General features: G+C 73.3%; 20 protein-coding genes. 2 read left to right on the top strand and 18 right to left on the bottom strand.

The annotated features are described in order from the left end of the window. Positions 1 to 14 precede the first annotated feature (14 nt). From FHX46_RS12530 to FHX46_RS12520, 3 genes are read right to left on the bottom strand one after another with little or no spacing between them, the layout of a single operon-like run. A complete protein-coding gene (locus tag FHX46_RS12530) occupies positions 15 to 563 on the bottom strand; it encodes a GerMN domain-containing protein (protein WP_243871581.1) in 549 nt (182 codons plus the stop codon). Further along, positions 563 to 2,002 (bottom strand): ATP-binding protein, encoded by a 1,440-nt coding sequence (locus tag FHX46_RS12525; RefSeq protein WP_313886113.1) that lies wholly within the window; start codon positions 2,000 to 2,002, stop codon positions 563 to 565. Before FHX46_RS12525 ends, FHX46_RS12530 begins: the two co-directional genes overlap by 1 nt. Beyond that, positions 1,999 to 2,673 carry a response regulator transcription factor gene (locus tag FHX46_RS12520; protein ID WP_167113497.1) on the bottom strand — a complete coding sequence of 225 codons (675 nt, stop codon included), beginning with the start codon at positions 2,671 to 2,673 and terminating at the stop codon, positions 1,999 to 2,001. The genes FHX46_RS12525 and FHX46_RS12520 overlap by 4 nt, the downstream gene beginning before the upstream one ends. Positions 2,674 to 2,774: 101 nt before the next feature. On the opposite strand from FHX46_RS12520, the gene FHX46_RS12515 reads away from it, so the two are divergent. Further along, positions 2,775 to 3,593 carry a hypothetical protein gene (locus FHX46_RS12515; protein ID WP_167113495.1) on the top strand — a complete coding sequence of 273 codons (819 nt, stop codon included), beginning with the start codon at positions 2,775 to 2,777 and terminating at the stop codon, positions 3,591 to 3,593. Between the two features lie 152 nt (positions 3,594 to 3,745). Here the strand turns inward: FHX46_RS12515 and whiA are convergent, their stop codons facing one another. Genes whiA through uvrC form a run of 4 tightly spaced genes read right to left on the bottom strand, consistent with a single transcriptional unit; the run spans position 3,746 to position 8,552 of the window. After that, a complete protein-coding gene (gene whiA / locus FHX46_RS12510) occupies positions 3,746 to 4,732 on the bottom strand; it encodes a DNA-binding protein WhiA (RefSeq protein ID WP_167107919.1) in 987 nt (328 codons plus the stop codon). 9 nt (positions 4,733 to 4,741) lie between these two features. Then, on the bottom strand, positions 4,742 to 5,707 hold the full coding sequence (locus FHX46_RS12505; RefSeq protein ID WP_167121435.1) for a gluconeogenesis factor YvcK family protein: 966 nt from the start codon (positions 5,705 to 5,707) through the stop codon (positions 4,742 to 4,744). Positions 5,708 to 5,715: 8 nt separating this feature from the next. Next, positions 5,716 to 6,573 carry an RNase adapter RapZ gene (gene rapZ / locus FHX46_RS12500; RefSeq protein WP_167109525.1) on the bottom strand — a complete coding sequence of 286 codons (858 nt, stop codon included), beginning with the start codon at positions 6,571 to 6,573 and terminating at the stop codon, positions 5,716 to 5,718. A gap of 35 nt (positions 6,574 to 6,608) precedes the next feature. Further along, the gene (uvrC, locus tag FHX46_RS12495) at positions 6,609 to 8,552 is read right to left on the bottom strand and encodes an excinuclease ABC subunit UvrC (protein WP_167113493.1); all 1,944 of its coding nucleotides are present in this window, start codon (positions 8,550 to 8,552) and stop codon (positions 6,609 to 6,611) included. 89 nt (positions 8,553 to 8,641) lie between these two features. Between uvrC and FHX46_RS12490 the strand changes: the two genes are divergently transcribed. After that, positions 8,642 to 9,418: an exodeoxyribonuclease III gene (locus FHX46_RS12490; RefSeq protein ID WP_167113491.1), complete on the top strand. Its 777-nt coding sequence runs from the start codon at positions 8,642 to 8,644 to the stop codon at positions 9,416 to 9,418. Between the two features lie 208 nt (positions 9,419 to 9,626). Here FHX46_RS12490 and FHX46_RS12485 read toward each other — a convergent pair whose 3' ends face one another. From FHX46_RS12485 to metK, 11 genes are all read right to left on the bottom strand, one after another. Continuing rightward, on the bottom strand, positions 9,627 to 10,091 hold the full coding sequence (locus FHX46_RS12485) for a PH domain-containing protein (protein ID WP_167113488.1): 465 nt from the start codon (positions 10,089 to 10,091) through the stop codon (positions 9,627 to 9,629). Beyond that, positions 10,088 to 10,594, bottom strand: coding sequence for a 6,7-dimethyl-8-ribityllumazine synthase (gene ribH / locus FHX46_RS12480; RefSeq protein WP_167107907.1), 507 nt, complete (start codon positions 10,592 to 10,594; stop codon positions 10,088 to 10,090). Before ribH ends, FHX46_RS12485 begins: the two co-directional genes overlap by 4 nt. Positions 10,595 to 10,625: 31 nt before the next feature. After that, positions 10,626 to 11,903, bottom strand: coding sequence for a bifunctional 3,4-dihydroxy-2-butanone-4-phosphate synthase/GTP cyclohydrolase II (locus FHX46_RS12475; protein WP_167121434.1), 1,278 nt, complete (start codon positions 11,901 to 11,903; stop codon positions 10,626 to 10,628). Positions 11,904 to 11,932: 29 nt separating this feature from the next. Next, positions 11,933 to 12,568 carry a riboflavin synthase gene (locus FHX46_RS12470; RefSeq protein ID WP_167113486.1) on the bottom strand — a complete coding sequence of 212 codons (636 nt, stop codon included), beginning with the start codon at positions 12,566 to 12,568 and terminating at the stop codon, positions 11,933 to 11,935. A 23-nt stretch (positions 12,569 to 12,591) separates the two neighbouring features. Next, positions 12,592 to 13,281 carry a ribulose-phosphate 3-epimerase gene (rpe, locus tag FHX46_RS12465; protein WP_167113484.1) on the bottom strand — a complete coding sequence of 230 codons (690 nt, stop codon included), beginning with the start codon at positions 13,279 to 13,281 and terminating at the stop codon, positions 12,592 to 12,594. A 44-nt stretch (positions 13,282 to 13,325) separates the two neighbouring features. Further along, positions 13,326 to 13,835 carry a flavoprotein gene (locus FHX46_RS12460; protein WP_167113482.1) on the bottom strand — a complete coding sequence of 170 codons (510 nt, stop codon included), beginning with the start codon at positions 13,833 to 13,835 and terminating at the stop codon, positions 13,326 to 13,328. Continuing rightward, a complete protein-coding gene (locus tag FHX46_RS12455) occupies positions 13,832 to 15,247 on the bottom strand; it encodes an RsmB/NOP family class I SAM-dependent RNA methyltransferase (RefSeq protein ID WP_167113480.1) in 1,416 nt (471 codons plus the stop codon). The genes FHX46_RS12460 and FHX46_RS12455 overlap by 4 nt, the downstream gene beginning before the upstream one ends. Beyond that, complete coding sequence (gene fmt, locus FHX46_RS12450; protein WP_167113478.1) at positions 15,244 to 16,170, bottom strand: methionyl-tRNA formyltransferase; 927 nt, start codon at positions 16,168 to 16,170, stop codon at positions 15,244 to 15,246. The genes FHX46_RS12455 and fmt overlap by 4 nt, the downstream gene beginning before the upstream one ends. A 357-nt stretch (positions 16,171 to 16,527) precedes the next feature. Next, positions 16,528 to 18,303, bottom strand: coding sequence for a gamma-glutamyltransferase (gene ggt, locus FHX46_RS12445; RefSeq protein WP_208400123.1), 1,776 nt, complete (start codon positions 18,301 to 18,303; stop codon positions 16,528 to 16,530). A 60-nt stretch (positions 18,304 to 18,363) separates the two neighbouring features. Further along, positions 18,364 to 20,433, bottom strand: coding sequence for a primosomal protein N' (locus FHX46_RS12440; protein WP_167113474.1), 2,070 nt, complete (start codon positions 20,431 to 20,433; stop codon positions 18,364 to 18,366). Positions 20,434 to 20,649: 216 nt separating this feature from the next. Continuing rightward, positions 20,650 to 21,852 carry a methionine adenosyltransferase gene (gene metK / locus FHX46_RS12435; RefSeq protein ID WP_167113472.1) on the bottom strand — a complete coding sequence of 401 codons (1,203 nt, stop codon included), beginning with the start codon at positions 21,850 to 21,852 and terminating at the stop codon, positions 20,650 to 20,652. Positions 21,853 to 21,905: the final 53 nt, after the last annotated feature.

Raw genomic sequence — 21,905 nt, 5'->3', positions numbered from 1 at the left:
GCCCCGGCGGCTCCTCACCTGGGCATGGCCGAGCAGCCCCGGGGCGCAACCTGGACGTACGGCTCTTGTGCGGACGGCCCGGCCGCCCCGGGAACGGCGTCCGGGCCGGTCAACTGCGTGACGCCCGGAACGCTGCGGAACCGGACGAGCAGCTTGCGGGCACTGGCACCGAGCTGGGCGTTCACCGCGATCACGGTGCACGCGATCTGGGCCTTCGCCTCTTGCCCGACGTACTCCAAGGGCATGGTGAAGTCCACTGTGACCACGCCGTCCCGCACCGGCCCGACGGACGTGGCGGAGGCCACTGCGGGTCCGATGGCGGTGTAGTAGTCCAAACCCCGCTCCTGCGGGGTCGGACCAGCCAGGAGCAGGGCGACCGCTTCCCGCACGGTGCCCAGATGACCGGTCTGCCGCAGCACCGGTGTCGTGGCCCCCGCGCGCAGGAAGTACAGGATCGGCCCGGGCGCCACCCCGATCGGCCCCTGCCCCGCCCCGACCGGCCCTGTCGGCCGGACGCCGCACCCGGCGAGCACCAGCACGAGCAGCAGCGCGACCCACCGCATCACGACGCCACCGCCCGGGGCAGTCGCAACAGGAACCGCGCCCCACCATCCGGCCGGTTGCCCGCTTCGAGCGTGCCCCCGTGCAGGGCGGCATTGTTGTGCGCGATCGACAAACCCAGCCCGCTGCCCTCCGACCTCGTCCGTGCGCTGTCGGCCTTGTAGAACCGGTCGAACACGTGCGGCAGCACGTCCTCGGCCAGGCCCGGTCCGTGGTCGGTGACCTCGACGAGGGCGGCCGGGCCCGAGCTGCTCAGCCGCACCCGCACCGGCGGGGCGCCGTGGCGCAGCGCATTGCCGACCAGGTTCGCCACGATGACGTCGAATCGTCGCGCGTCCACCGGGGCGGTGATCCCGGCCGGCAGCGCGGCCTCGACCCGGTCCGTCCACTGACGGGTGCGCAAGGTCGCCGCGATCAGCTCGCCCAGGTCGGCCTCCCGCCGGTCCATCCGGGCACGGCCGTTGTCGAAGCGGGAGATCTCGATGAGATCGTCCACGAGCCGGGTCAGTTTGCGGGTCTCCTCGCCGATCAGCCGGGCCGCGGTGCCGGCGTCACCCGGCAGGCGCGCCCCCTCCTCGTCGAGCACCTCGGTCACGGCGGTCATGGCCGCGAGCGGGGTGCGCAACTCGTGCGAGACGTCCGCGACGAACCGGCGCGCGTCGGCCTCCATCCGCCGCAGGTCCCCCACGGACTGTTCCAGGCTCGCGGCGGACTCGTTGAAGGTGCGCGCCAGCTCGGCCAGCTCGTCGCCGCCGCGTTCCGGCAGCCGGGTGGACAGCCGTCCGTGCGCCAGGTCCCGGGCGCCGTCGCGCAGGCTCCGGACCGGCCGGAGCACCGCACCCGCGGCCAGCCACGCGAGGATCACCGCCAGGGGCACCACCACAGCCGCCGTGCGCCAGCCGTTGAGCGCGAACTCGCTGATCTGCCGCTGTTCCTGGAACAGCGGGTACTCGGCGTACACCTCGAGTCCGGACGGCACCGGGCGGAAGTCCGTGCCGACCGTCATCACGGGCATGCCGACCACCAGCGCCGGGCCGATGTCGCCGTCGGAGATGCGCTGGAAGACCAACCGCCCCTCGGTGTGGACGCGGTACACCAGCTCGGGCGGGATCGGAGTCCCGAGCGGGAACGAAGACGGGGAGGAGTAGTCGGACGAGCCGATATCGCGGTAGCGGACGAAGACGGACAATCCGCGGATGACGGTTTTGAGCTCGTCGAGGGTGGTCCGGTCGGGCGGCATCCGCACGGTGGGGGCGAGGGCGTCGACGTCCTGGCGCAGCTGGTTCATCAGCCGGTCCTGGGCCGCCGCGAGCACCGTGCGCCGTGCGCTGACGTAGTTGATGCCGGTCGCACCGGCGGTCGCGACCACCGCGACGAGGCTGATGATCAGCACCAGGCGGGCGCGGATTCCCCGCAGCACCCCCAGGATTCGTCTGATCACAGTGGACCGAACCGGTAGCCGAACCCGCGCACGGTGCGCACGTAGACCGGCGCGGCGGGCCGGTCCTCCAGCTTCGCGCGCAGCCGCTGCACACAGGCGTCGACGAGCCGCGAGTCGCCGAGGTAGTCGTGGTCCCACACCAGTTCCAGCAGCTGCTGGCGGCTGAGCACGCGGCCGGGCACCCGGGAGAGCTCCAGCAGCAGCCGCAACTCGGTCGGGGTCAGGCGGACCAGGTTTCCCTTCTTCGTGACCTCGCAGGCGGCCCGGTCGATCACCAGGTCGCCGTGCTGTTCGCGGTCGTGACCGGCCACGCCGCCGCGGCGCAGCACGGCTTTGATGCGCGCGTCCAGCACGCGCGGCTGCACCGGTTTGACCACGTAGTCGTCGGCCCCGGCTTCGAGGCCGCCCACCACGTCGATGTCGTCACCCCGGGCGGTGAGCATGATGATCGGGACGGGACCGGTCGCGCGGATGCGGCGGCACACCTCGAACCCGTCGATCCCGGGCAGCATCAGATCGAGCAGCACGAGGTCCGGTCGGCGGGCGGCGAGCAGGGACATTCCGCGTTCCCCGTCCGGCGCCGGTTCCACGTCGTGACCGTGCCGGCGCAGGCCAAGGCACAGTCCTTCCCGGACGGCCGGGTCGTCCTCGATCAACAGCACACTCGCCACGCTGCGATTATGGCGGGTGGTCACGAGCTACCGCGACTTGGTAGCGAATCCATGACATGGCGGCGATCGGACCCGGACATTCCTGCCCGATGCTGATCGGCATGTCTGTCCACACGGCGCCGACCGTGCAGCTGAGGGCACGCCGTCGTGGCCCGGTCGCCCTCCTCGTCACCGCCGTCGTCGTGATCGCGGTCGCCCTGGGGACCGCCTTCCTGGTCCGCGGCACCGGCAGCACCTCCTCGATGACGGTGGGCGCCGACGAGTCGGCCACCAGCGTGCTCGTCTACGACCGCACGCAGAACCGGATCCTGCGCGCGGAGGGCCCCGCGGTCCGGTTCCGGTCGGCTTCGCTGGTGAAGGTGCTCATCGCACTGGACCTGGTGCAGCGCGGCAAGGTGACCAGCGAGCGGCCGAGCCCGCGGATCGCCCGGATGCTGGCCGCCAGCGACGACGCGATCGCCAGTGCGCTGTGGCAGTCGGGCGGCGGACCGGACATCGTCCGCCGCGTCGTGCAATCGCTCCGCCTGACGGCGACCGAGCCGCCGGCCGACTCGAGCCGCTGGGGCGACACATTGCTGTCGGCGTCGGACATGGTGACGGTGTACCAGGCGGTGCTCGCCCTGCCGGACGGCCAGCGCCGCCTGATCCTCGACCCGCTCCGCGACGCGGAACGGGTGGCGGCCGACGGCACGGACCAGTTCTTCGGCATCCCGGACGCGCTGCCCGGCATGCCGCGGGCGATCAAACAGGGCTGGGCAGCCGGCCGCGGCGGCGTCGACGTGCACACCAGCGGCGTGGTCGGCAATGGCGACCGGTACATCGTGGTGGTGCTCAGCCACCGCCCGGGCGGAACGCCCGCGCACACCGCGATGGCCGAGGTCACCGTGGCGACGGCAGCCGTGCGATCGTTGCTGACCTGAGGTTTCCCGCCCAGGAACCGACGGGCCACCCACCAGGTCTCCCGCGCCGGCGCTGATCGTCCGGCGCGGGAGGCCGCCTGGCTCGGCTGAGCAACCGCGGTGACCGACCGCGATCGCGTCGCGTGCGGCCGCGGTCGGGTCCCGTTCCGGAGTCAGACGCTTTCTTCGAGCATGTCCGGCGTCACCGCGCTCTCGGTGTCCGGGATGTTCAGTTCCTTCGCGCGCTTGTCGGCCATGGCCAGCAACCGCCGGATGCGGCCGGCGACCGCGTCCTTCGTCATCGGCGGGTCGGCCAGCTGACCCAGTTCCTCCAGCGAGGCCTGCCGGTTCTCCAGCCGGAGCCGGCCGGCCGCCAGCAGGTGTTCCGGCGCCGAGTCCGCCAGGATGTCGAGTGCCCGTTCCACCCGGGCGGCCGCCGCGACCGCGGCGCGGGCCGAGCGGCGCAGGTTGGCGTCGTCGAAGTTTGCCAGGCGGTTGGCCGTCGCCCGGACCTCGCGGCGCATGCGCCGCTCCTCCCACTGCAGCACGCTCGCGTGGGCGCCCAGCCGGGTCAGCAGGGCGCCGATCGCGTCACCGTCGCGCACCACCACCCGGTCGGCGCCCCGGACCTCGCGCGACTTCGCCTGGATACCCATCCGCCGGGCCGCCCCCACGAGCGCCAGTGCCGCCTCCGGGCCGGGACAGGTCACCTCCAGCGACGACGACCGGCCCGGCTCGGTCAACGAGCCGTGCGCCAGGAACGCGCCCCGCCAGGCGGCCTCCGCATCGGCGATGCCCCCGGACACCACCGCGGCCGGCAGGCCGCGCACCGGGCGACCCCGCTGGTCGATCAGCCCGGTCTGCCGGGCCAGGCTCTCCCCGTCCTGAACCACCCGGACGATGTACCGGGTCGTCTTGCGCAGCCCGCCGGCGGACAGCACGTGCACGTCCGAGTGGTGACCGTACAGCTCGTGGATCTCCTTGCGCAGGCGCCGCGCGACCGAACCCGTGTCGAGCTCCGCCTCCACCACCACCCGTCCCCCCACGATGTGCAGGCCACCGGCGAAGCGCAGCATCGATGCGACTTCCGACCGGCGCGGCCCGATCTTGGTGATCTGCAGCCTGCTGAGCTCGTCCTTCACGGCGGCGGTCATCGCCATGGCCCCTCCCTACCCTTTCCCGCCCGCGGTCCCACTGAGACCGAGAGCTTCCCGCACACAGCTCGCCAGCGCATCCGGATCGTGCACACCCTCGCGACCGGGGTCCGCCACATCCGCCAGCAGCGTCTTCGCCCCCAGCCCCGCCGCCGCGTCCCGCAGGCGGCCCGGTGCCGGCACCGAGTCCCGGTCGGCGATCACCGCGTCCACCCGCAACCCGGGCGCGTGCTGGAAGAGTACGTCCAAGTGCCGCTCGGGCGAGAACCCCGCCGTCTCACCCGGTTGAGGTACGAGGTTGAGAACCACGATCTTGGTCGCGGCGGTGCGCAGCAGCGCATCATGCAGGCCCGGCACCATCAGGTGCGGGATCACGCTGGTGAACCACGAACCCGGCCCGAGGAACACCGCCTCCGCGTCCAGCACGGCCCGCACTGCCTCCTCGCACGCCGCGGGCACACCACCCGGCCGCCCCGGCGTGCGCAGCGTGATCCGCTCGACCCGGCCGGGTGTGCTGGCCACCGCGACCTGGCCGCGGATGCGGCGCAGCGACCCGTCGTCGTCGAGCCCGGACACCTCCGCCTCGATCTCCAGCGGCTCGGGCGACATCGGCAGCACCCGGCCGGGCACCCCCAGCAGGCGGCGCGCCTCGTCCAGCGCGGCCACCGGATCGCCCAGCACCTCGAACAGCCCGGCCAGCAACAGGTTGCCGACCGCGTGCCCGGTCAGCGCGCCACTGCCGCCGAAGCGGTGCTGGAACACCTCCGCCCACAGCGACTCGCCCTGCTCGGCGACCGTCAGCGCGGCCAGCGCCTGCCGCAGATCCCCGGGCGGCAGCAGGCCCAGCTCCCGGCGCAGCCGCCCGGACGAGCCGCCGTCGTCGGCGACCGTGACCACCGCGGTCACGTCCGTGGTCAGCCGCCGCAGCGCGGTCAGCGTCGCGTGCAGCCCGTGGCCGCCGCCCAGCGCGACGGCTCGCAACCCCGGCGTCACTCGCGTCCCAGGTCCCGGTGCACGACCTTCACGGCCATTCCGTCCTCATTGGACAACAGGCGGGACAGTTCCTCGGAGATCGCCACACTGCGGTGCTTGCCGCCGGTGCAGCCCACCGCCAGCGTCAGATAGCGCTTGCCCTCCCGCCGGTAGCCGGCGCCGATCAGGCGCAGCAGCTGGTGGTAGCGGTCCAGGAACTCCTCGGCGCCCTCCTGCGACAGCACGTAGTTGCGCACCTCGGCGTCCAGGCCGGTGTGGTCGCGCAACTCCGGGATCCAGAACGGGTTGGGCAGGAAGCGGACGTCCATCACCAGATCGGCGTCCATCGGCAGGCCGTACTTGTAGCCGAACGACAGCACGGTCACCCGGGTCTGCATGGCCGCCTCGCTGCCGAACGCGTCCTCGATCTTCGCACGCAGGTCGTGCACCGACAACGCGGACGTCTCCAGCACCAGGTCGGCCTCCTCGCGCAGCGGCGCGAGCATCTGGCGTTCCGCGGTGATGCCGTCGATGAGCCGCCCGTCGCCCTGCAGCGGGTGGCCGCGGCGCACCTGCTCGAACCGGCGCACCAGCACCGCGTCGGTCGCCTCCAGGAACAGCACCCGCGGCTTGTAGCCGCGCGCGTCGAGGTCCTTGATGATCGACGACAGGTCGTCGGTGAACGCGCGCGAGCGGACGTCCATCACCACCGCGACCTTCGTGATCGCGCCCCGGGCCTGCGCCCCCAGCTCGACCATCGTCGCGATCAGCTCGGGCGGCAGGTTGTCCACCACGAACCAGCCCAGATCCTCCAGGCACTTCGCGGCGGTGCTGCGGCCGGCACCGGACAGCCCGGTCACCACGGCCACCTCCATGCCGGTGCCCCGCTCCTCGGCCATCGTCTCTCCCGTCACTTCTTCTCCGACTCCCCAAGTGAGGCCAACGCGGCGACGATCGCCTCGGCGGTGCGCTTCCCCACGCCAGGCACCTGCGCGATCTCGTCCACCCCTGCTTCCTTCAGCCGCTTCACCGAGCCGAAGTGCTTGATGAGCGCGGCCCGCCGCGCCTGTCCCAGCCCCGGCACTCCGTCCAAAGCGGACACCTGCACGCGCTTGGCCCGCTTCTGCCGGTGGTAGGCGATCGCGAACCGGTGCGCCTCGTCCCGCACCCGCTGCAACAGGTACAGGGCCTCGGAGGTGCGCGGCAGGATCACCGGGTCCGGATCCCCGGGCAGCCACACCTCCTCCAGCCGCTTGGCCAGACCGACCACGGCGATGTCGGTGATGCCCATCTCCGCGAGCACGTCCGCCGCCGCCGTCGCCTGCGGGCCGGCGCCGTCGACCACGAGCAGGTTCGGCGGGTAGGCGAACTTGCGCGGCCGCCCGGTCTCCGGGTCGAGGCCCGGCTTGTCACCGGCCAGGCCCTCCTGCGTCTCGGTCTGGTAGCGGGCGAAGCGGCGCCGCACGACCTCCGCGATGGCGGCGACGTCGCCCTCGGTCGCGGCCTCGCGCAACGCGAACCGGCGGTACTCGGCCTTGCGCGGCACACCGTCCTCGAACACCACGAGCGAGGCGACCACGTCGGTGCCCTGCGTGTGGCTGATGTCGACGCACTCGATGCGCAGCGGCGCGCTGTCCAGCGCGAGGTGCTCCTGCAGCTCGGCCAGCGCGGCGGAGCGCGCCGTCAGATCACCCGCGCGGCGCAGCTTGTGCTGGGCGAACGCTTCCTCGGCGTTGCGCTGCACCGTCTCGGCCAGCGCGCGCTTGTCACCGCGCTGCGGCACCCGCAGCTGGACGCGGGAACCGCGCAACCCGGACAGCCACTCGCTCATCGCGCCCGGATCGGCGGGCAGCTCCGGCACCAGCACCTCGCGCGGCACCGGCGTGCCCAGGTCGGTGCCCTGATCGGCGAGCTCCACCTGTTCGCCGTAGAACTGGGTGAGGAACTGCTCGACGAGCTCGGGCACGCCCATCTCGTCGGCCTTGTCGATCACCCAGCCGCGCTGGCCGCGCACCCGGCCGCCGCGCACGTGGAAGACCTGGACGGCGGCCTCCAGCTCGTCGTGGGCGAACGCGACCAGGTCGGCGTCCGTGCCGTCGCCGAGCACCACGGCCTGCTTCTCCATCGCCCGCCGCAGCGCGCCGATGTCGTCGCGCAGCCGGGCGGCCTTCTCGAACTCCAGCGCCTCCGCCGCGTCGGCCATCTCCCGCTCCAGCCTGCGCACCATGGCGTCGGTGCGGCCGGAGAGGAAATCGCAGAAGTCGTCCACGATCTGCCGGTGCTCCTCGGCGCTCACCCTGCCCACGCACGGCGCGGAGCACTTGTCGATGTAGCCGAGCAGGCACGGCCGGCCGATCTGGCCGTGGCGGCGGAACACCCCGGTGGAACAGGTCCGGGCCGGGAACACGCGCAGCAGCAGGTCGAGCGTCTCCCGGATCGCCCACGCGTGCGCGTACGGGCCGAAGTAACGCACGCCCTTCTTGCGCGGGCCGCGGTAGACGTGCAACCGCGGGAACTCCTCGTGCAGCGTCACCGCCAGCACCGGGTAGGACTTGTCGTCGCGGTAGCGGACGTTGAACCGCGGGTCGAACTCCTTGATCCAGTTGTACTCCAGCTGGAGCGCCTCGACCTCGGTGGAGACGACGGTCCACTCCACGCCGGCCGCGGTGGTCACCATCTGCCGCGTGCGCGGGTGCAGCCCGGACAGGTCGGCGAAGTAGGAGTTCAGCCGGCTGCGCAGGCTCTTGGCCTTGCCGACGTAGATAACCCGCCGGTTCGCGTCGCGGAACTTGTAGACGCCGGGCTCGTCCGGGATGCTCCCCGGCGCGGGACGGTAGGTGGACGGGTCAGCCACGCCTCCAGCCTATGGCTCCCCTCCGACAGTCCGAGACACCCCTCCTGCCGGGCGCGGACGGCCCCTGCCGGTATGCGATTCTTCCGATCATGCGCATCGCCACCTGGAACGTCAACTCCGTCACCGCGCGGCTGCCGCGGCTGCTGTCCTGGCTCGGCACGGCCCAGCCGGACGTGGTGTGCCTGCAGGAGCTCAAGTGCGCCACGGAGGCGTTCCCGGCCGAGGTGGCGCAGGCCGGCTACGAGGTGGCGGCGTACGGGACCGGCCGGTGGAACGGCGTGGCGATCCTGTCCCGGGTCGGGCTGGCCGACGTCCGGCGCGGGCTGGACGGCGAGCCGGCGTTCGACGGCGCGTCCGAGCCGCGCGCGATCGGCGCGACGTGCGGCGGGGTGCGGTTGTGGTCGGTGTACGTACCGAACGGGCGCGAGCCCTCGCACCCGCACTACGCGTACAAACTGCGGTGGCTCGAGGCGCTGCGGGCGACGGTGGCGGCCGAGGCCGCGGCCGACCGCCCGTTCGCGGTGCTGGGCGACTTCAACATCGCCCCGGCCGACGACGACGTCTGGGACATCACGCTGTTCGACGGCATGACGCACGTGACGGAGGCGGAGCGGGCGGCGCTGGCGGCGCTGCGCGAAGCCGGCCTGAGCGACGTGGTGCCGCGCGCGCTGAAGTACGACACGCCCTACACCTACTGGGACTACCGGCAGCTGGCGTTCCCGAAGAACAACGGGATGCGGATCGACCTCGTCTACGGGTCGGCGAAGTTCACCGGTGCGGTCAGCGACGCCTACGTGGACCGCGAGGCGCGCAAGGGCAAGGGCACGTCCGACCACGCCCCGGTGGTCGTGGACCTGACGGTATAACCCGCCCCCGCCACACTCCCGGCGCCGTGTCCACCGCCCCGGGCACCGTGTTTGCCGTTCCGGGCACCGTGTTCACCGCCGGACGCGCTGGGTTGGCTGTCGCAAGCAGCCAACTCAGCGTCGCGAACAGCCGACACACTGCCTCAAGCGGCCAACACGGCGCCACGAACGGCGAACACGCCGGCGGGGACGGCCAACACGCCGGCGCTCAGTCCCGCTGCGCCCACGCGGCCTGGTGCAGCCGCCGCAGGGTGCGCACCGCGTCGACGGCGCGATCGCGGTCCACTGCCTGGATGGCGAGCATCGCGTAGTACTCGTCCTCGGGCAGCTCCAGGCGGGCGAACGACGCGCCGTCCGGGAAGCTGACCGACAGGACCTCCAGCCAGGTGAACCGCCGCCCCACCAGGACGTTGCGCACCGAGACCCCCTCGGCGTCCGCCCGCACCCGCGGGGTGGCGAACAGCATCGTCGCCCCGCCCAGGAGCAGGCCGATGAACACCATGGCGACCTGGTCGGAGCGCTCGAAGATGACACCGGTGCTGGAGCTGCGCAGCAGGATCGCCACCACCACGAAGGCCGCGACGAGCACGACGGCCAGGGCCGACGACATCCACGTCGCGCGGTGCGGCCGGAACACCACCGGCCCGGTCTGGTTCGCCACGGCCACGCTCACACGAACTTCCGATCCGTCCACGGCTGCCGCAGCGACCGCAGCACGTGCGCCGCGTCCAGCGCCGCCTGCGTCGCCTCGCGGCCCTTGTCCTCCGCCGATCCGGGCAGCCCGGCGCGGTCCAGCGCCTGCTGCTCGGTGTCGCAGGTCAGCACGCCGTTGCCGATCGGCGTGCCCTCGTCCAGCGCGACCCGGGTCAGCCCGGCCGTCACCGCGTCGCACACGTACTCGAAGTGCGGCGTGCCGCCGCGGATCACCACGCCGAGCGCGACCACCGCATCGTGCGTGCGGGCCAGCGCCTGCGCCACCACCGGCAGCTCGATCGCACCGGCGACACGCACCACCGTCGGTTCCTCGTTCAGCTTCGCCTCGCGCGCCGTCTTCAGCGCGTTCTCCAGCAGCGCGCCGGTGATCTTCGCGTGCCACCGGGTCGCCACGATCCCCAGCCGCAGGTTCTCGCACTCGCTCAGGTCGAGCTCGACGTCCGGACGTCCCTCACCGCTCATGGCCGTTGCCGCTCCCTGCGGTCGTCATCGCTCACTGTGCCGCACCGTTCCCGTTCCGCGCCTCCAGGTCGGCGCCGACCTGGTCGAACTCCTCCAGGTTGGACAGGTCGTGTCCCATCCGGTCCCGCTTCGTGCGGAGGTAGCGCAGGTTCTCCGGGTTCGGCGAGATCGGCAGCGGCACGCGGCCGGTGATCGTCAGGCCGTAGCCTTCCAGGCCGATCCGCTTGGCCGGGTTGTTGGTCAGCAGCCGCATCGACCGCACCCCCAGGTCGCACAGGATCTGCGCGCCCGTGCCGTAGTCACGCGCGTCCGCCGGCACGCCGAGCGCCAGGTTCGCGTCCACCGTGTCCGCGCCGAGGTCCTGCAGCTGGTACGCCTGCAACTTGTGCAGCAGGCCGATGCCCCGACCCTCGTGCCCGCGGATGTAGAGGACGATGCCGCGGCCCTCGTCGGCGACGATCTGCAACGCGGCCTCCAGCTGGGGGCCGCAGTCGCAGCGCAGCGAGCCGAACACGTCGCCGGTGAGGCATTCGGAGTGCACGCGCACCAGGATGTCCTCGCCGTCGCCGATCTCGCCGTAGACGAACGCGACGTGCTCGATGCCGTCGAGCAGGCTGTCGTAGCCGACCGCGCGGAACTCGCCCGCGGCCAGCGGGATGCGCGCCTCGGCGACCCGCTCGACCTGCTTCTCGTGCCGGCGCCGGTAGGCGATCAGGTCGGCGATGGTGATGATCTGCAGGTCGTGGTCGGCGGCGAAGATCTCCAGCTCTTCCCGCCGCGCCATGTCCCCCTCGTCCTTCTGGGAGACGATCTCGCACAGCACACCGGCCGGGTGCAGGCCGGCCATGCGAGCGAGGTCGACCGACGCCTCGGTGTGCCCGGGGCGGCGCAGCACGCCGCCCTCCTTGGCCCGCAGCGGCACCACGTGCCCGGGCCGGCGGAAATCGCTCGCCTGCGACTTCGGGTCGGCCAGCAGCCGGATCGTGTGCGCCCGGTCGGCGGCCGAGATGCCGGTGGTGATGCCGTCGGCCGCGTCCACGGTGACGGTGTACGCGGTGCCCCGCTGGTCCTGGTTCGTGTGGTACATCGGCGGGAGGTCCAGCCGGTTGCAGTCCCCCTCGGTGAGCGCCACGCAGACGTAGCCCGAGGTGTAGCGCACCATGAACGCGAGCAGTTCCGGCGTCGCCTTCTCGGCGGCGAAGATCAGGTCGCCCTCGTTCTCGCGGTCCTCGTCGTCGACGACGACCACCGGCCGGCCGGCGGCGATGTCCGCGATCGCCTTCTCGATACCGGCGGCATCGACCGGCACCCCCGCCCCGCACGGCGTCCCTGCGCTGCTCACGCGTCCTCCTTCGAGCCTGCCCCGGCTCCAGTGTCCTCCGTGCGGCCGGGCAGATGGGGCGTCGCGAGCTTCTCCACGTACTTGGCGAGCACGTCGACCTCGAGGTTCACCAGATCACCCGGCGCGGCACGGCCGAGGGTGGTCAGCTCCAGTGTGGTCGGAATCAGCGCCACGGAGAACTCGTCGTTCGTCACACTCGTCACGGTCAGCGAGATGCCGTCGACCGCGATCGAGCCCTTCTCCACGATGTAACGGGACAACCCCTCGGGCAGCGCGAACCGGGTGAGGCCCACCGCGTCGCGGGACAGGAACACCCCGGTGCCGTCGACGTGACCCTGCATGATGTGCCCGCCGAGCCGGTCGCCGACCGCGGTCGCGCGCTCCAGGTTCACCCGGTCACCGACCGCGATCTTCGCGAGCCGGGAGCGCTGCAACGTCTCGTGCACCACGTCGACCGTGAACTCGGCGCCGGACACGTCGACGACGGTCAGGCACACCCCGCTGACGGCGATCGAGTCGCCGTGCTTGGCGTCCGAGGTCACCACGGGCCCGCGCACGGTGAGCCGCGCGGCGCCCGGAACCTGCTCGACCGCGATGATCTCGCCGAGCTCCTCCACGATGCCGGTGAACACTGGCGCGCGCCTCCTTGTCGGTGTCAGTGTGCCGCGCCGGCGTTCGCGGCGCGTTCGCGCAGGGCCGCGACGGCCTTGCCCGGGTCCCCGGCGCCGTAGACGGCGGAGCCGGCGACGAAACAGTCCACCCCGGCCTCGGCGGCCTGCTCGATGGTGTCGGCGTTGATCCCGCCGTCGATCTCGACGAGCAGCTTCAGGTGACCGGTGTCCACCAGGCGCCGGGCGGTGCGGACCTTGGCCAGCACGTCCGGGATGAACGACTGGCCACCGAAGCCGGGCTCGACCGACATGACCAGCAGGGTGTCGTAGTGCTTGAGGGTTTCGAGGTGGTCCTCGAGCGGGGTGCCCGGTTTGATCGACAGGCCGGCCTTCGCGCCCGCGGCCCGCAGGTTCTTCGCCAGCATGACCGGGTCCGCGGCGGCCTCGACGTGCACGGTGACGTTGTGCGCGCCCGCCTCGGCGTACCCGATGGCCCAGCGGTCCGGGTCCTCGATCATCAGGTGGCAGTCCAGCGGGATGTCGGTGGTCTTGAGCAGCGACTGCACGACCGGCAGGCCCAGCGTCAGGTTGGGCACGAAGTGGTTGTCCATGACGTCGACGTGAACCCAGTCGGCCCGGGTGTCACCGCCACCGGCGACGGCGCGGATCTCCTCGCCGAGACGGGCGAAGTCGGCGGACAGGATGCTGGGCGCGATGAGAGGTCGGTGGGCCACGGTTCCGGAGTGTAGATCGTGCGCCCGCGCCGCTTCGGGCGCACTCATCCTGTGGACGCCGGGAGCAGGTCCAGCACGGCCGACCAGGGCTTTCCGTACTCGAGACGCTCCACCCGCACGCCGGCTTCGGCGAGGACGGCGAGGTGGCGGCACCACGCCGGATGCCGCAGCCGGCTGTCCTGGACCTGGTAGCCGGCGACGATCGTGACGCCCGGATCGCCGAGCACGTCACCGAGCACGGTGAGCGCCTGGTTGTCCGCGATGCCGAGCGCGAGCTTGGCGATCGAGTTGGCCGAGGCGGGCGCGAACAGGAACACCGCCGGGTCGGGGTGCGGGCGCGGTTCTCGGGGCAGCCGCGACACCGACCGCACCGGCAGGTCGGTCAGCGCCGCCAGCCCGTCGAGTTCACCGGCGGCGTCCAGCCAGCGGTGCGCGGTGGGGGTCAGGGTGATCGCCGGCCGCCAGCCGCGGGCCACCGCCGGCGCGGCCAGCTCGGCGCGGAACCTGGTGTCCAGTCCCCCGCACGCGCTGCCGACCAGCCCGAGGACCGTCACGGCTTGCGCAGCACGGCGCAGAACATCGCGTCCGTGCCGTGCCGGTGCGGCCACAGCTGCACGTACGGCCCGTCGCCCAGCTGCGGCACGCCCGGGAAGAACTCGCGCGCGTCGAGCACCTCGGCCTTGCTGCGGCGGGCGATCTCGCCGACCACGCCCTCGGTCTCGGCCAGGTGCGGTGAGCAGACCACGTAGGCCACCACCCCGCCGGAGCGGGTGAGGTCCAGCGCCGCGGTGAGCAGCTCGCCCTGCAACCGGGTCAGGTCCGGCACGTCGGAGGGCTTGCGGCGCCAGCGCGCCTCGGGGCGGCGCCGCAGCGCCCCCAGGCCGCTGCACGGCGCGTCGACCAGGACCCGGTCGAAACCCGGGTCGAGCCCGGAATCACGCCCGTCGGCGACGTGCACGGTGACCGGCAGGCCCTCGGTGGCCTGCTCGACGAGCCTGGCCCGGTGCGGCGCCTGCTCGACGGCGTCGACGTGCGCGCCCTGGGTCGCGGCGAGCGCGCCGAGCAGCCCGGCCTTGCCGCCGGGGCCGGCGCACAGGTCGAGCCAGCGTTCGTCGGAACCGGCCAGCGGCACCCGCGTGAGAGCGAGCGCGCACAGCTGGCTGCCCTCGTCCTGCACCACCGCCAGCCGTTCCCGGATCGGCTCGGAGTCGCCCGGGTCACCGGCCCCGGTGGGCAGGTGCACCCCGTAGGGCGAGTACGGCGCAACGTCCCCACCGGTGACGGCGGCGAGCTCGTCCGCGCTGATCTCACCGGGCCGGGCCGCCAGGTGCACGGCCGGACGGGCATCGTCGGCCTCGAGCGCCGCCTGCAGGTCGTCGCCCTTGTCGCCGAGCGCTTCGGCGAACGCCCGGGCCACCCACCGCGGGTGCGCGGTGCGCATGGCGAGGTGCCCGATCGGGTCCTGCTCGCGGTCCGGGGTCAGCTGCGCCATCCACGCGTCCTCGTCCTGCTCGGAGATCTTGCGCAGGACGGCGTTGACGAACCCGGCCACGTGCGACCCGGCGTCGGCGCGGGCCAGGTCGACAGTCGAGGTGACCGCGGCGTGCTCCGGGATGCGGGTGCGCAGCAACTGGTAGGCGCCCAGCCGCAGGCAGTCCAGCACCGGGCCGTCGACCTTGTCCAGCGGGCGGTCGAGGCACGCGGCGATGATCGCGTCCAGCATGCCCTGCGCGCGGGAGGCGCCGTAGGCGAGCTCGGTGGCCAGTGCGGCGTCGCGGCCGGACAACCGGTGCCGGCGCAGCATGTCCGGCAGCACGAGGTTGGCGTAGGCGTCGCGCTGGCGGACGGCGCGCAGCACGTCCAGCGCGACGCGGCGCGCCGGGTCCTCGGCCGGCGGGCGGCGCGGGCCCGGTTTGCGGGGCGCCGGGCGTCCGCGCTGCGGCCGCGAGGGCCTGCGCTCGTTCATGACAGCCGTTCTCCTTGCTCGATGCGGGTGCCGCGGGCCCAGTCCGTGGCCGCCATGCGTTTCTTGCCCTGCGCCTGGACCTCGCCCAGCCGCACCGGTTTCGTGGCCGTACCGGCCAGGACGCGCTTGCGTTCCACGCGCAGCTCACCGGGTTCGAGGGCCGGCTCGTCGACGACGGTGACCGGGCCGAGCTTGAGCCGTTCGCCGCGGAACCCGGTCCACGCGCCCGGATCGGGGGTGACCGCACGGATGTGGCGGTCCACGGCGGCGGCCGGCTCGGTGAACGAGACGTGGGCGTCCTCGACGGCGACCTTCGGGGCGTAGGTGACGCCGTCCGCGGGCTGCGGCACCGCCTGGACCACACCGTCCTCGATGCCGTCCAGAGTGGACGCCAGGAGACGGGCGCCGGAGATCGCGAGGCGCTCCAGCAGCGCGCCGGCGGTGTCGTCGGCGGCGATCTTCTCGGTGACGACACCGAAGACCGGGCCGGCGTCGAGCTCCTTGACGATGCGGAAGGTGGATGCGCCGGTGATCTCGTCGCCCGCGCGGATCGCGGCCTGCACCGGCGCGGCACCGCGCCACGCGGGCAGCAGCGAGAAGTGCAGGTTGATCCAGCCGTGCCGCGGGATGTCCAGCGCCCGCTGCGGCAGCAGCGCACCGTAGGCGACGACCGGGCACGCGTCCGGGGCCAGCTCGGCGAGCCGGGCGAGGAACCCGGGGTCGCCCGCCTTGGGCGGGGTGAGCACCTCGATGCCGTGCTCGTCGGCGAGCGCGCCGACCGGGGAGCGGACGAGCTTGCGGCCGCGGCCGGCCGGCGCGTCGGGCCGGGTGACGACCGCGGCGACCTCGTGCCGCGGCGAGTCGAGCAGCGCCCGCAGCGACGGCACGGCGGCTTCGGGGGTACCGGCGAAGACGAGGCGCATCAACGCACCTCGGTGGCGGGTGTGGGAGGGGTCGGCATCGACCCCAGTCTAATGACCGGCCCGGGTGGCCCGTCCGGGCGGATCACCCCGCCCGTCACCGCCGACGACGGCGCCCGGGCCGGCCAACTCACCACCCGCAGCAGCCAACACGCTGCCCGGAAGGGCAAACACGGCGCGCGGAGCGGCAAACACGCCCGCCACCGGCGTGTTCGCCGGTCCCGGCGGCGTGTTGGCCGCTCCGGCTCGCGTGTTTGCCGCTCCGGCTCGCGTGTTGGCCCGTTGCTGCGGTGTGTTGGCCGCTCCGGCTTGAGTGTTGGCCGGTTGCGGCGGTGTGGTTGCCGCTCGGGGATGCTGCGGTCAGGGTGCGGGGTGTACGACCTGGGCCGCTCCCCCGCCCCGGCGCACCGGCTCGGCGGCGGCCAGCCACCGGCCGTCGGGCAGGCGTTCCACGCCGGTGGCGGCCCCGATCTCCGCCGGGGACGACGAGAACTGCTGGCCCCGCGCCCGCAGGTCGGACGCCGCGCGCAGCGCGAGGAACGCGGGCTCCACCTGGGCCGGCCCGGAGTTGCGCTGCGAGGCGCGCGGCGCGGCGATCGCCTGTTCCAGGGTCAGACCGCGGTCGAGCCGGCCGAGCAGCACCTGCAGCACGGTGGTGATGATCGTCGCCCCGCCGGGCGAACCGGCCGCCACCAACGGCTTGCCGTGCTCCAGGATGATCGTCGGCGCCATCGACGAGCGCGGGCGCTTGCCGGGGCCGGGCAGGTTCGGGTCGGGCACGCCCGGGGTGACCGGGGTGAAGGAGAAGTCGGTCAGTTCGTTGTTGAGCAGGATGCCGCGGCCGGGCACCACGATCCCGCTGCCACCTTCCTGTTCGATGGTGAGCGTGTAGGCGACGACGTTGCCCCACTTGTCGGCGACGGTCAGGTGGGTGGTGTTCTCACCTTCGTACGGCGTGGGCGCCGCGGGGCCCGTCGCGCACGGCTGCGGGTGGCGCGGGTCGCCGGCGGGCACCGTGCCGGTGGCGGCGCGGCCGGGGTTGATCAGGCATGCCCGGCTGTCCGCGAAGCGCTGGCTGAGCAGCTGCCGGGACGGGACGTCGACGAACGCCGGGTCGCCGATCCAGCGGTTGCGGTCGGCGAAGGCGAACCGGCTGGCCTCCAGGAAGTGGTGCAGGTAGTCGGACTCGGAGAACCGGGCGACGTCGAAGTTCTCCAGGATGTTGAGCGCCTCGCCGACGGTCAGACCGCCGGAGGACGGGGCGGGCATGCCGTAGACGTCGAGGCCGCGGTAGCGGGTGTGGGTGGGCTCGCGCTCGACCGTGCGGTAGGCGGCGATGTCGTCGGCGGTCAGCTTGCCCGGCCGGACGTTCAGCCCGGAGGCGGGATCGACCGGCGGGTGCTGGACGGTTGCGGCGATCTCGTCGGCGATCGGGCCGTGGTAGAAGGCGCGGGCGCCCTGGCGGGCCACGGTGTCGTAGGTGGTGGCCAGGTCGGGGTTGGTGAACCGGCTGCCGACCGCGGGCGGTGCGCCGCCCGGCAGGTACAGCTCCCGGGTGCTGGGGAACGCGGCGAACCGCGCCGCGTTCTCCGCGATCTGCGTGTGGAAGGTGTCGTCCACCGTGAACCCGTCGCGGGCCAGGCGGGCAGCCGGGCGCAGCATCTCGCTCAGCGGCCGGGTGCCCCACTCGCGCAGCGCGTCCTGCCAGGTGGCCGGCGTGCCGGGGACACCGACGGACAGGCCGCTGGTGACGGCCTCGGCGAACGGGATCGGCTGCCCGTTCTCCACGAAGAGGTTCTCGTCGGCGGTGGCGGGGGCGGTCTCCCGGCCGTCGAGGGTGTGGACCTGGTGCGTGCGGGCGTCGTAGTACACGAAGAACCCGCCGCCGCCGATGCCGGCCGAGAACGGGTCGGTGACGCCGAGGGCCGCGGCGGTGGCGACGGCCGCGTCGACCGCGTTGCCGCCCTCGCGCAGCACCTGGGTGCCGATCGCGGTGGCGTCGGGGTCGATGCTGGCCACCGCACCACCGAACCCGGTGGCGACCGGTTGTCTGGGCGGTGCCTGCTCGGCGTAGGCGACACCAGGGGCGAGCAGAACAGCACTGGCGAGAACCGCGATGACACGCAGAGTACGCATTCGCCGCATCCTGCCCGGTTTCGGTCATTCACTCAACCGGACCCCGGCGGGGCGGACGGCTCAGATCAGCGCCAGCGGGTCGAGCTGGATGCGCACCGCGGCGGTTTCCTTGCGCGCGGCGCGGGTGGCCTGCGCGGCGGCCAGACAGGACGCGAGGGCGCGGCCCTCGCCACGCGGCACGCGGATCAGGGCGCGTTCCCGCTCCGAGCGGCCCTCCTCGTCGGGCTCGGTCAGCGGCACCGGGCCGAGGATCTCCGCCGACGACGGCAGTTCGGTCTCCTCGAGCAGCGCCGCCACCGCCTCGGGCGTGCCCTCCACGCTCGCCATCCGCACGGCCGGCGGGAAACCCAGCTCGCGCCGCTCGGCCAGTTCGCGTTCGGCGTGCCAGGCCGGGTCCCACCGCACCAGGGCCTGCACCGGCGCGAGCGGTGCTTCCGCGCCGACGATCACCCGGCCCCCGGCGGAGGCGGGGCGCACCAGGGCGGCGGCGGCCATCCACCGGCGCAGCGTCTCCTCGGCCGCCCGCAGGTCCTGCCGCCCGAGCAGCGCCCACCCGTCCAGCAGCAGCGCCGCGCCGTAACCGCCCTCGGCGACCGGCTCGGCCCCGGGGGTCGCGACCACCAGGGCGGGGCGGCCGGGAACGGCCGCCAGCACCTCCCGGGCGCCGGAGGTCCGCACCGGGGTCCCCGGGAAGGCCCGGCCCAGCTCCTCCGCGGTCCGCTTCGCGCCGACCACCACCGCCCGCAGCCGGGCCGAACCGCACGCCGGGCACCGGAAATGGGCCTCGGGTGTGCCGCACCACCGGCAGCTCGGCGGGTGCGCGACGTCGGCACCCGCGCCGCCCGGCAGCCCGAGCGGGCCGGCGCAGCGGCGGCAGTGGGCGGGCGTGCGGCACTGCGCGCACGCGAGCGCGGGCACGTAGCCGCGGCGCGGCACCTGGACCAGTACCGGCGCCCCGGCGGACAGGGACTGCCGTGCCGCCTCGAACGCGACCGACGGCAGCCGCGCCACGCGTGCCGCCTCGTCCCGCGCCACGTCGAAGTCCTCCCCGACCGGGGTCACGCGCGGGGCGGCCTTGCGCAGCTCGTCGCGCGAGCCGATCACCGGGTGCGCCCAGCGCGTCTCGACCAGCAGTTGCGCTTCCGCGGTCCGGGCGAACCCGCCGGCCACGAACGACGCGCCCTGCGCGTGCGCCCGCAGCGCCAGCACGTCCCGCACCTGCGGATAGGGCATGTGCGGGTCGACGTGCAGGTCGTCGCCGTCGTCCCACACCACGAACAGGCCGGGGTCGGCGACCGGTGCGAACATGGCCGCGCGGGTCCCGACGACGATCGGCACGCAGCCGCGGGACACGGCGAGCCACCGCCGGTACCGCTCGGCCGGCCCGGTGTCCGCCGACAACGCGACCACCGCGTCCGCTCCGGCGACGCGCGCGCAGGCGTCGTGCACCCGGGTCAGGTCGCGGTGATCGGGCACCACCAGCAGCGCGCCCCGGCCGCTCGCCGCGGCGAGGGCGGCCAGTTCGGCCAGCCGCGCCGGCCAGTCCTCCCCCGGCAGCGCCTGCCACACCGCGTGTGCCTGGCGGGCGGCGCGGAGGGCGTCGGTGAACGATGCGCCGAACTGGTAGCGCTGCCACGCCTCCGTCGGCGGCGCCTGCGTGATCCGCACCGGTGCACCGGCCGGCTCGGATTCGGCCTTGGCGTGGCGCGGCGGGATCGCCAGCCGCAGCACGTCCATCAGCGTGCCGCCGTAGTGGTCGGCGACGCGGCGGGCCAGCGCGTACAACGTCGGGGACAGCACCGGTTCGGGCGAGGTGACCCGTTCCAGGAACGCCAGCCGGCCGCGGTGCCCGGTGGTGGCGGCGCGCTCGACGAGGAACCCGTCGACCAGCTGCCCGGCGAACCGCACCCGCACCCGGCAGCCGGGCACCGCGTCGGCGTCGAGCTTGTCCGGCACCTGGTAGTCGAACGTGCGGTCCAGGTGCGCCAGCGGCACGTCGACGACGACCCGCGCGATCGGGTCCTGCTCCGCCGGCCGTTGCTGCCCCTTCCGGGACGCGGGACGCTTCGCCGCGGCGCGCCGGGGTGGCGCGGCGGCGGGCAGCTCCCAGAGCGCGTCGGACGAGGTCACCACTGTTCTCTACCAGACGCGCCCGGGTCCTGGAGAAGCGGCAGTAGCCGCTCCTCACCACCTACGCAGCCGGCACCGCCGCGGGTTCTCAGACGTTCCCTCGCGAGGACAGCGCCGACGTGGTGAATTGGCATTCATGAGGAGGCGATCCCACAGCGAGGGGACGTCTGAGGTTCCGCCACCCGCACCGCTTCGCAGGCCAGTCGCGGCATCTCCTTAGGCCCCGGCGAGCGACCGGAGCGCGTCGGCGCGGTCGGTGTTCTCCCACGGCAGCTGGAGGTCGGTGCGGCCGAAGTGGCCGTACGCGGCCGTGGCGGCGTAGATCGGGCGCAGCAGGTCCAGGTCGCGGATGATCGCGGCCGGGCGCAGGTCGAACACCTCGGTGATGGCGGCCTGGATCTTGGCCGGGTCGACCGTCTCGGTGCCGAAGGTCTCCACGAACAGGCCGACCGGCGACGCCTTGCCGATCGCGTAGGCGACCTGCACCTCGATCCGCCCGGCGAGACCTGCGGCGACGACGTTCTTGGCGACCCAGCGCATCGCGTAGGCCGCGGACCGGTCCACCTTCGACGGGTCCTTGCCGGAGAACGCGCCACCACCGTGCCGGGCCATGCCGCCGTAGGTGTCGACGATGATCTTGCGGCCGGTCAGCCCGGCGTCGCCCATGGGACCGCCGATGACGAACCGGCCGGTCGGGTTGACCAGCAGCTTCACGTCGCCGTGGTCGAGGTCCAGCTCGGCCAGCTCGGGCCGCACGACCTGCTCGCGCACGTCGACGCCGAGCATGGTCTCCAGGTCGATACCGTCGGCGTGCTGAGTGGACACCACGACCGTGTCCAGGCGCACCGGCTGGTCACCGGCGTACTCGATGGTGACCTGGGTCTTGCCGTCCGGGCGCAGGTAGGGCAGCACGCCGTCCTTGCGCACGCGGGCGAGCCGCCGGGACAGGCGGTGGGCCAGCGCGATGGGCAGCGGCATCAGCTCGGGTGTGTCGGAGCAGGCGTAACCGAACATCAGGCCCTGGTCGCCGGCGCCCTGCCGGTCGATGTCGTCGATGGCGTTCTCCACGCGCGCCTCGTAGGCGGCGTCCACGCCCTGGGCGATGTCCGGGGACTGCGCCCCGATCGCGACGTTCACCCCGCAGGAGTTGCCGTCGAAGCCCTTGGCGGAGGAGTCGTAGCCGATGTCGAGGATCCGCTCGCGCACGATGGTCGGGATGTCGGCGTAGGCCTCGGTGGTCACCTCGCCGGCGACGTGCACCTGGCCGGTGGTGATCAGCGTCTCGACCGCGACGCGGGAGCGCGGGTCCTTGGCCAGGAGGGCGTCCAGGATCGAGTCGCTGATGGCGTCACAGATCTTGTCCGGGTGCCCCTCGGTCACCGACTCCGAAGTGAACAACCTGCGGTTAGACGCGGTCACCACGCTCACATCCCATCAAATCTTCGTCCCTCCGGCCGTCAGCGTAAGACGTG

The organism is Amycolatopsis viridis, from assembly GCF_011758765.1.
GTDB lineage: Bacteria > Actinomycetota > Actinomycetes > Mycobacteriales > Pseudonocardiaceae > Amycolatopsis_E > Amycolatopsis_E viridis.
The sequence above is the reverse complement of the archived record's forward strand: the minus strand, read 5'-3'. Positions and strand labels throughout refer to the sequence as shown.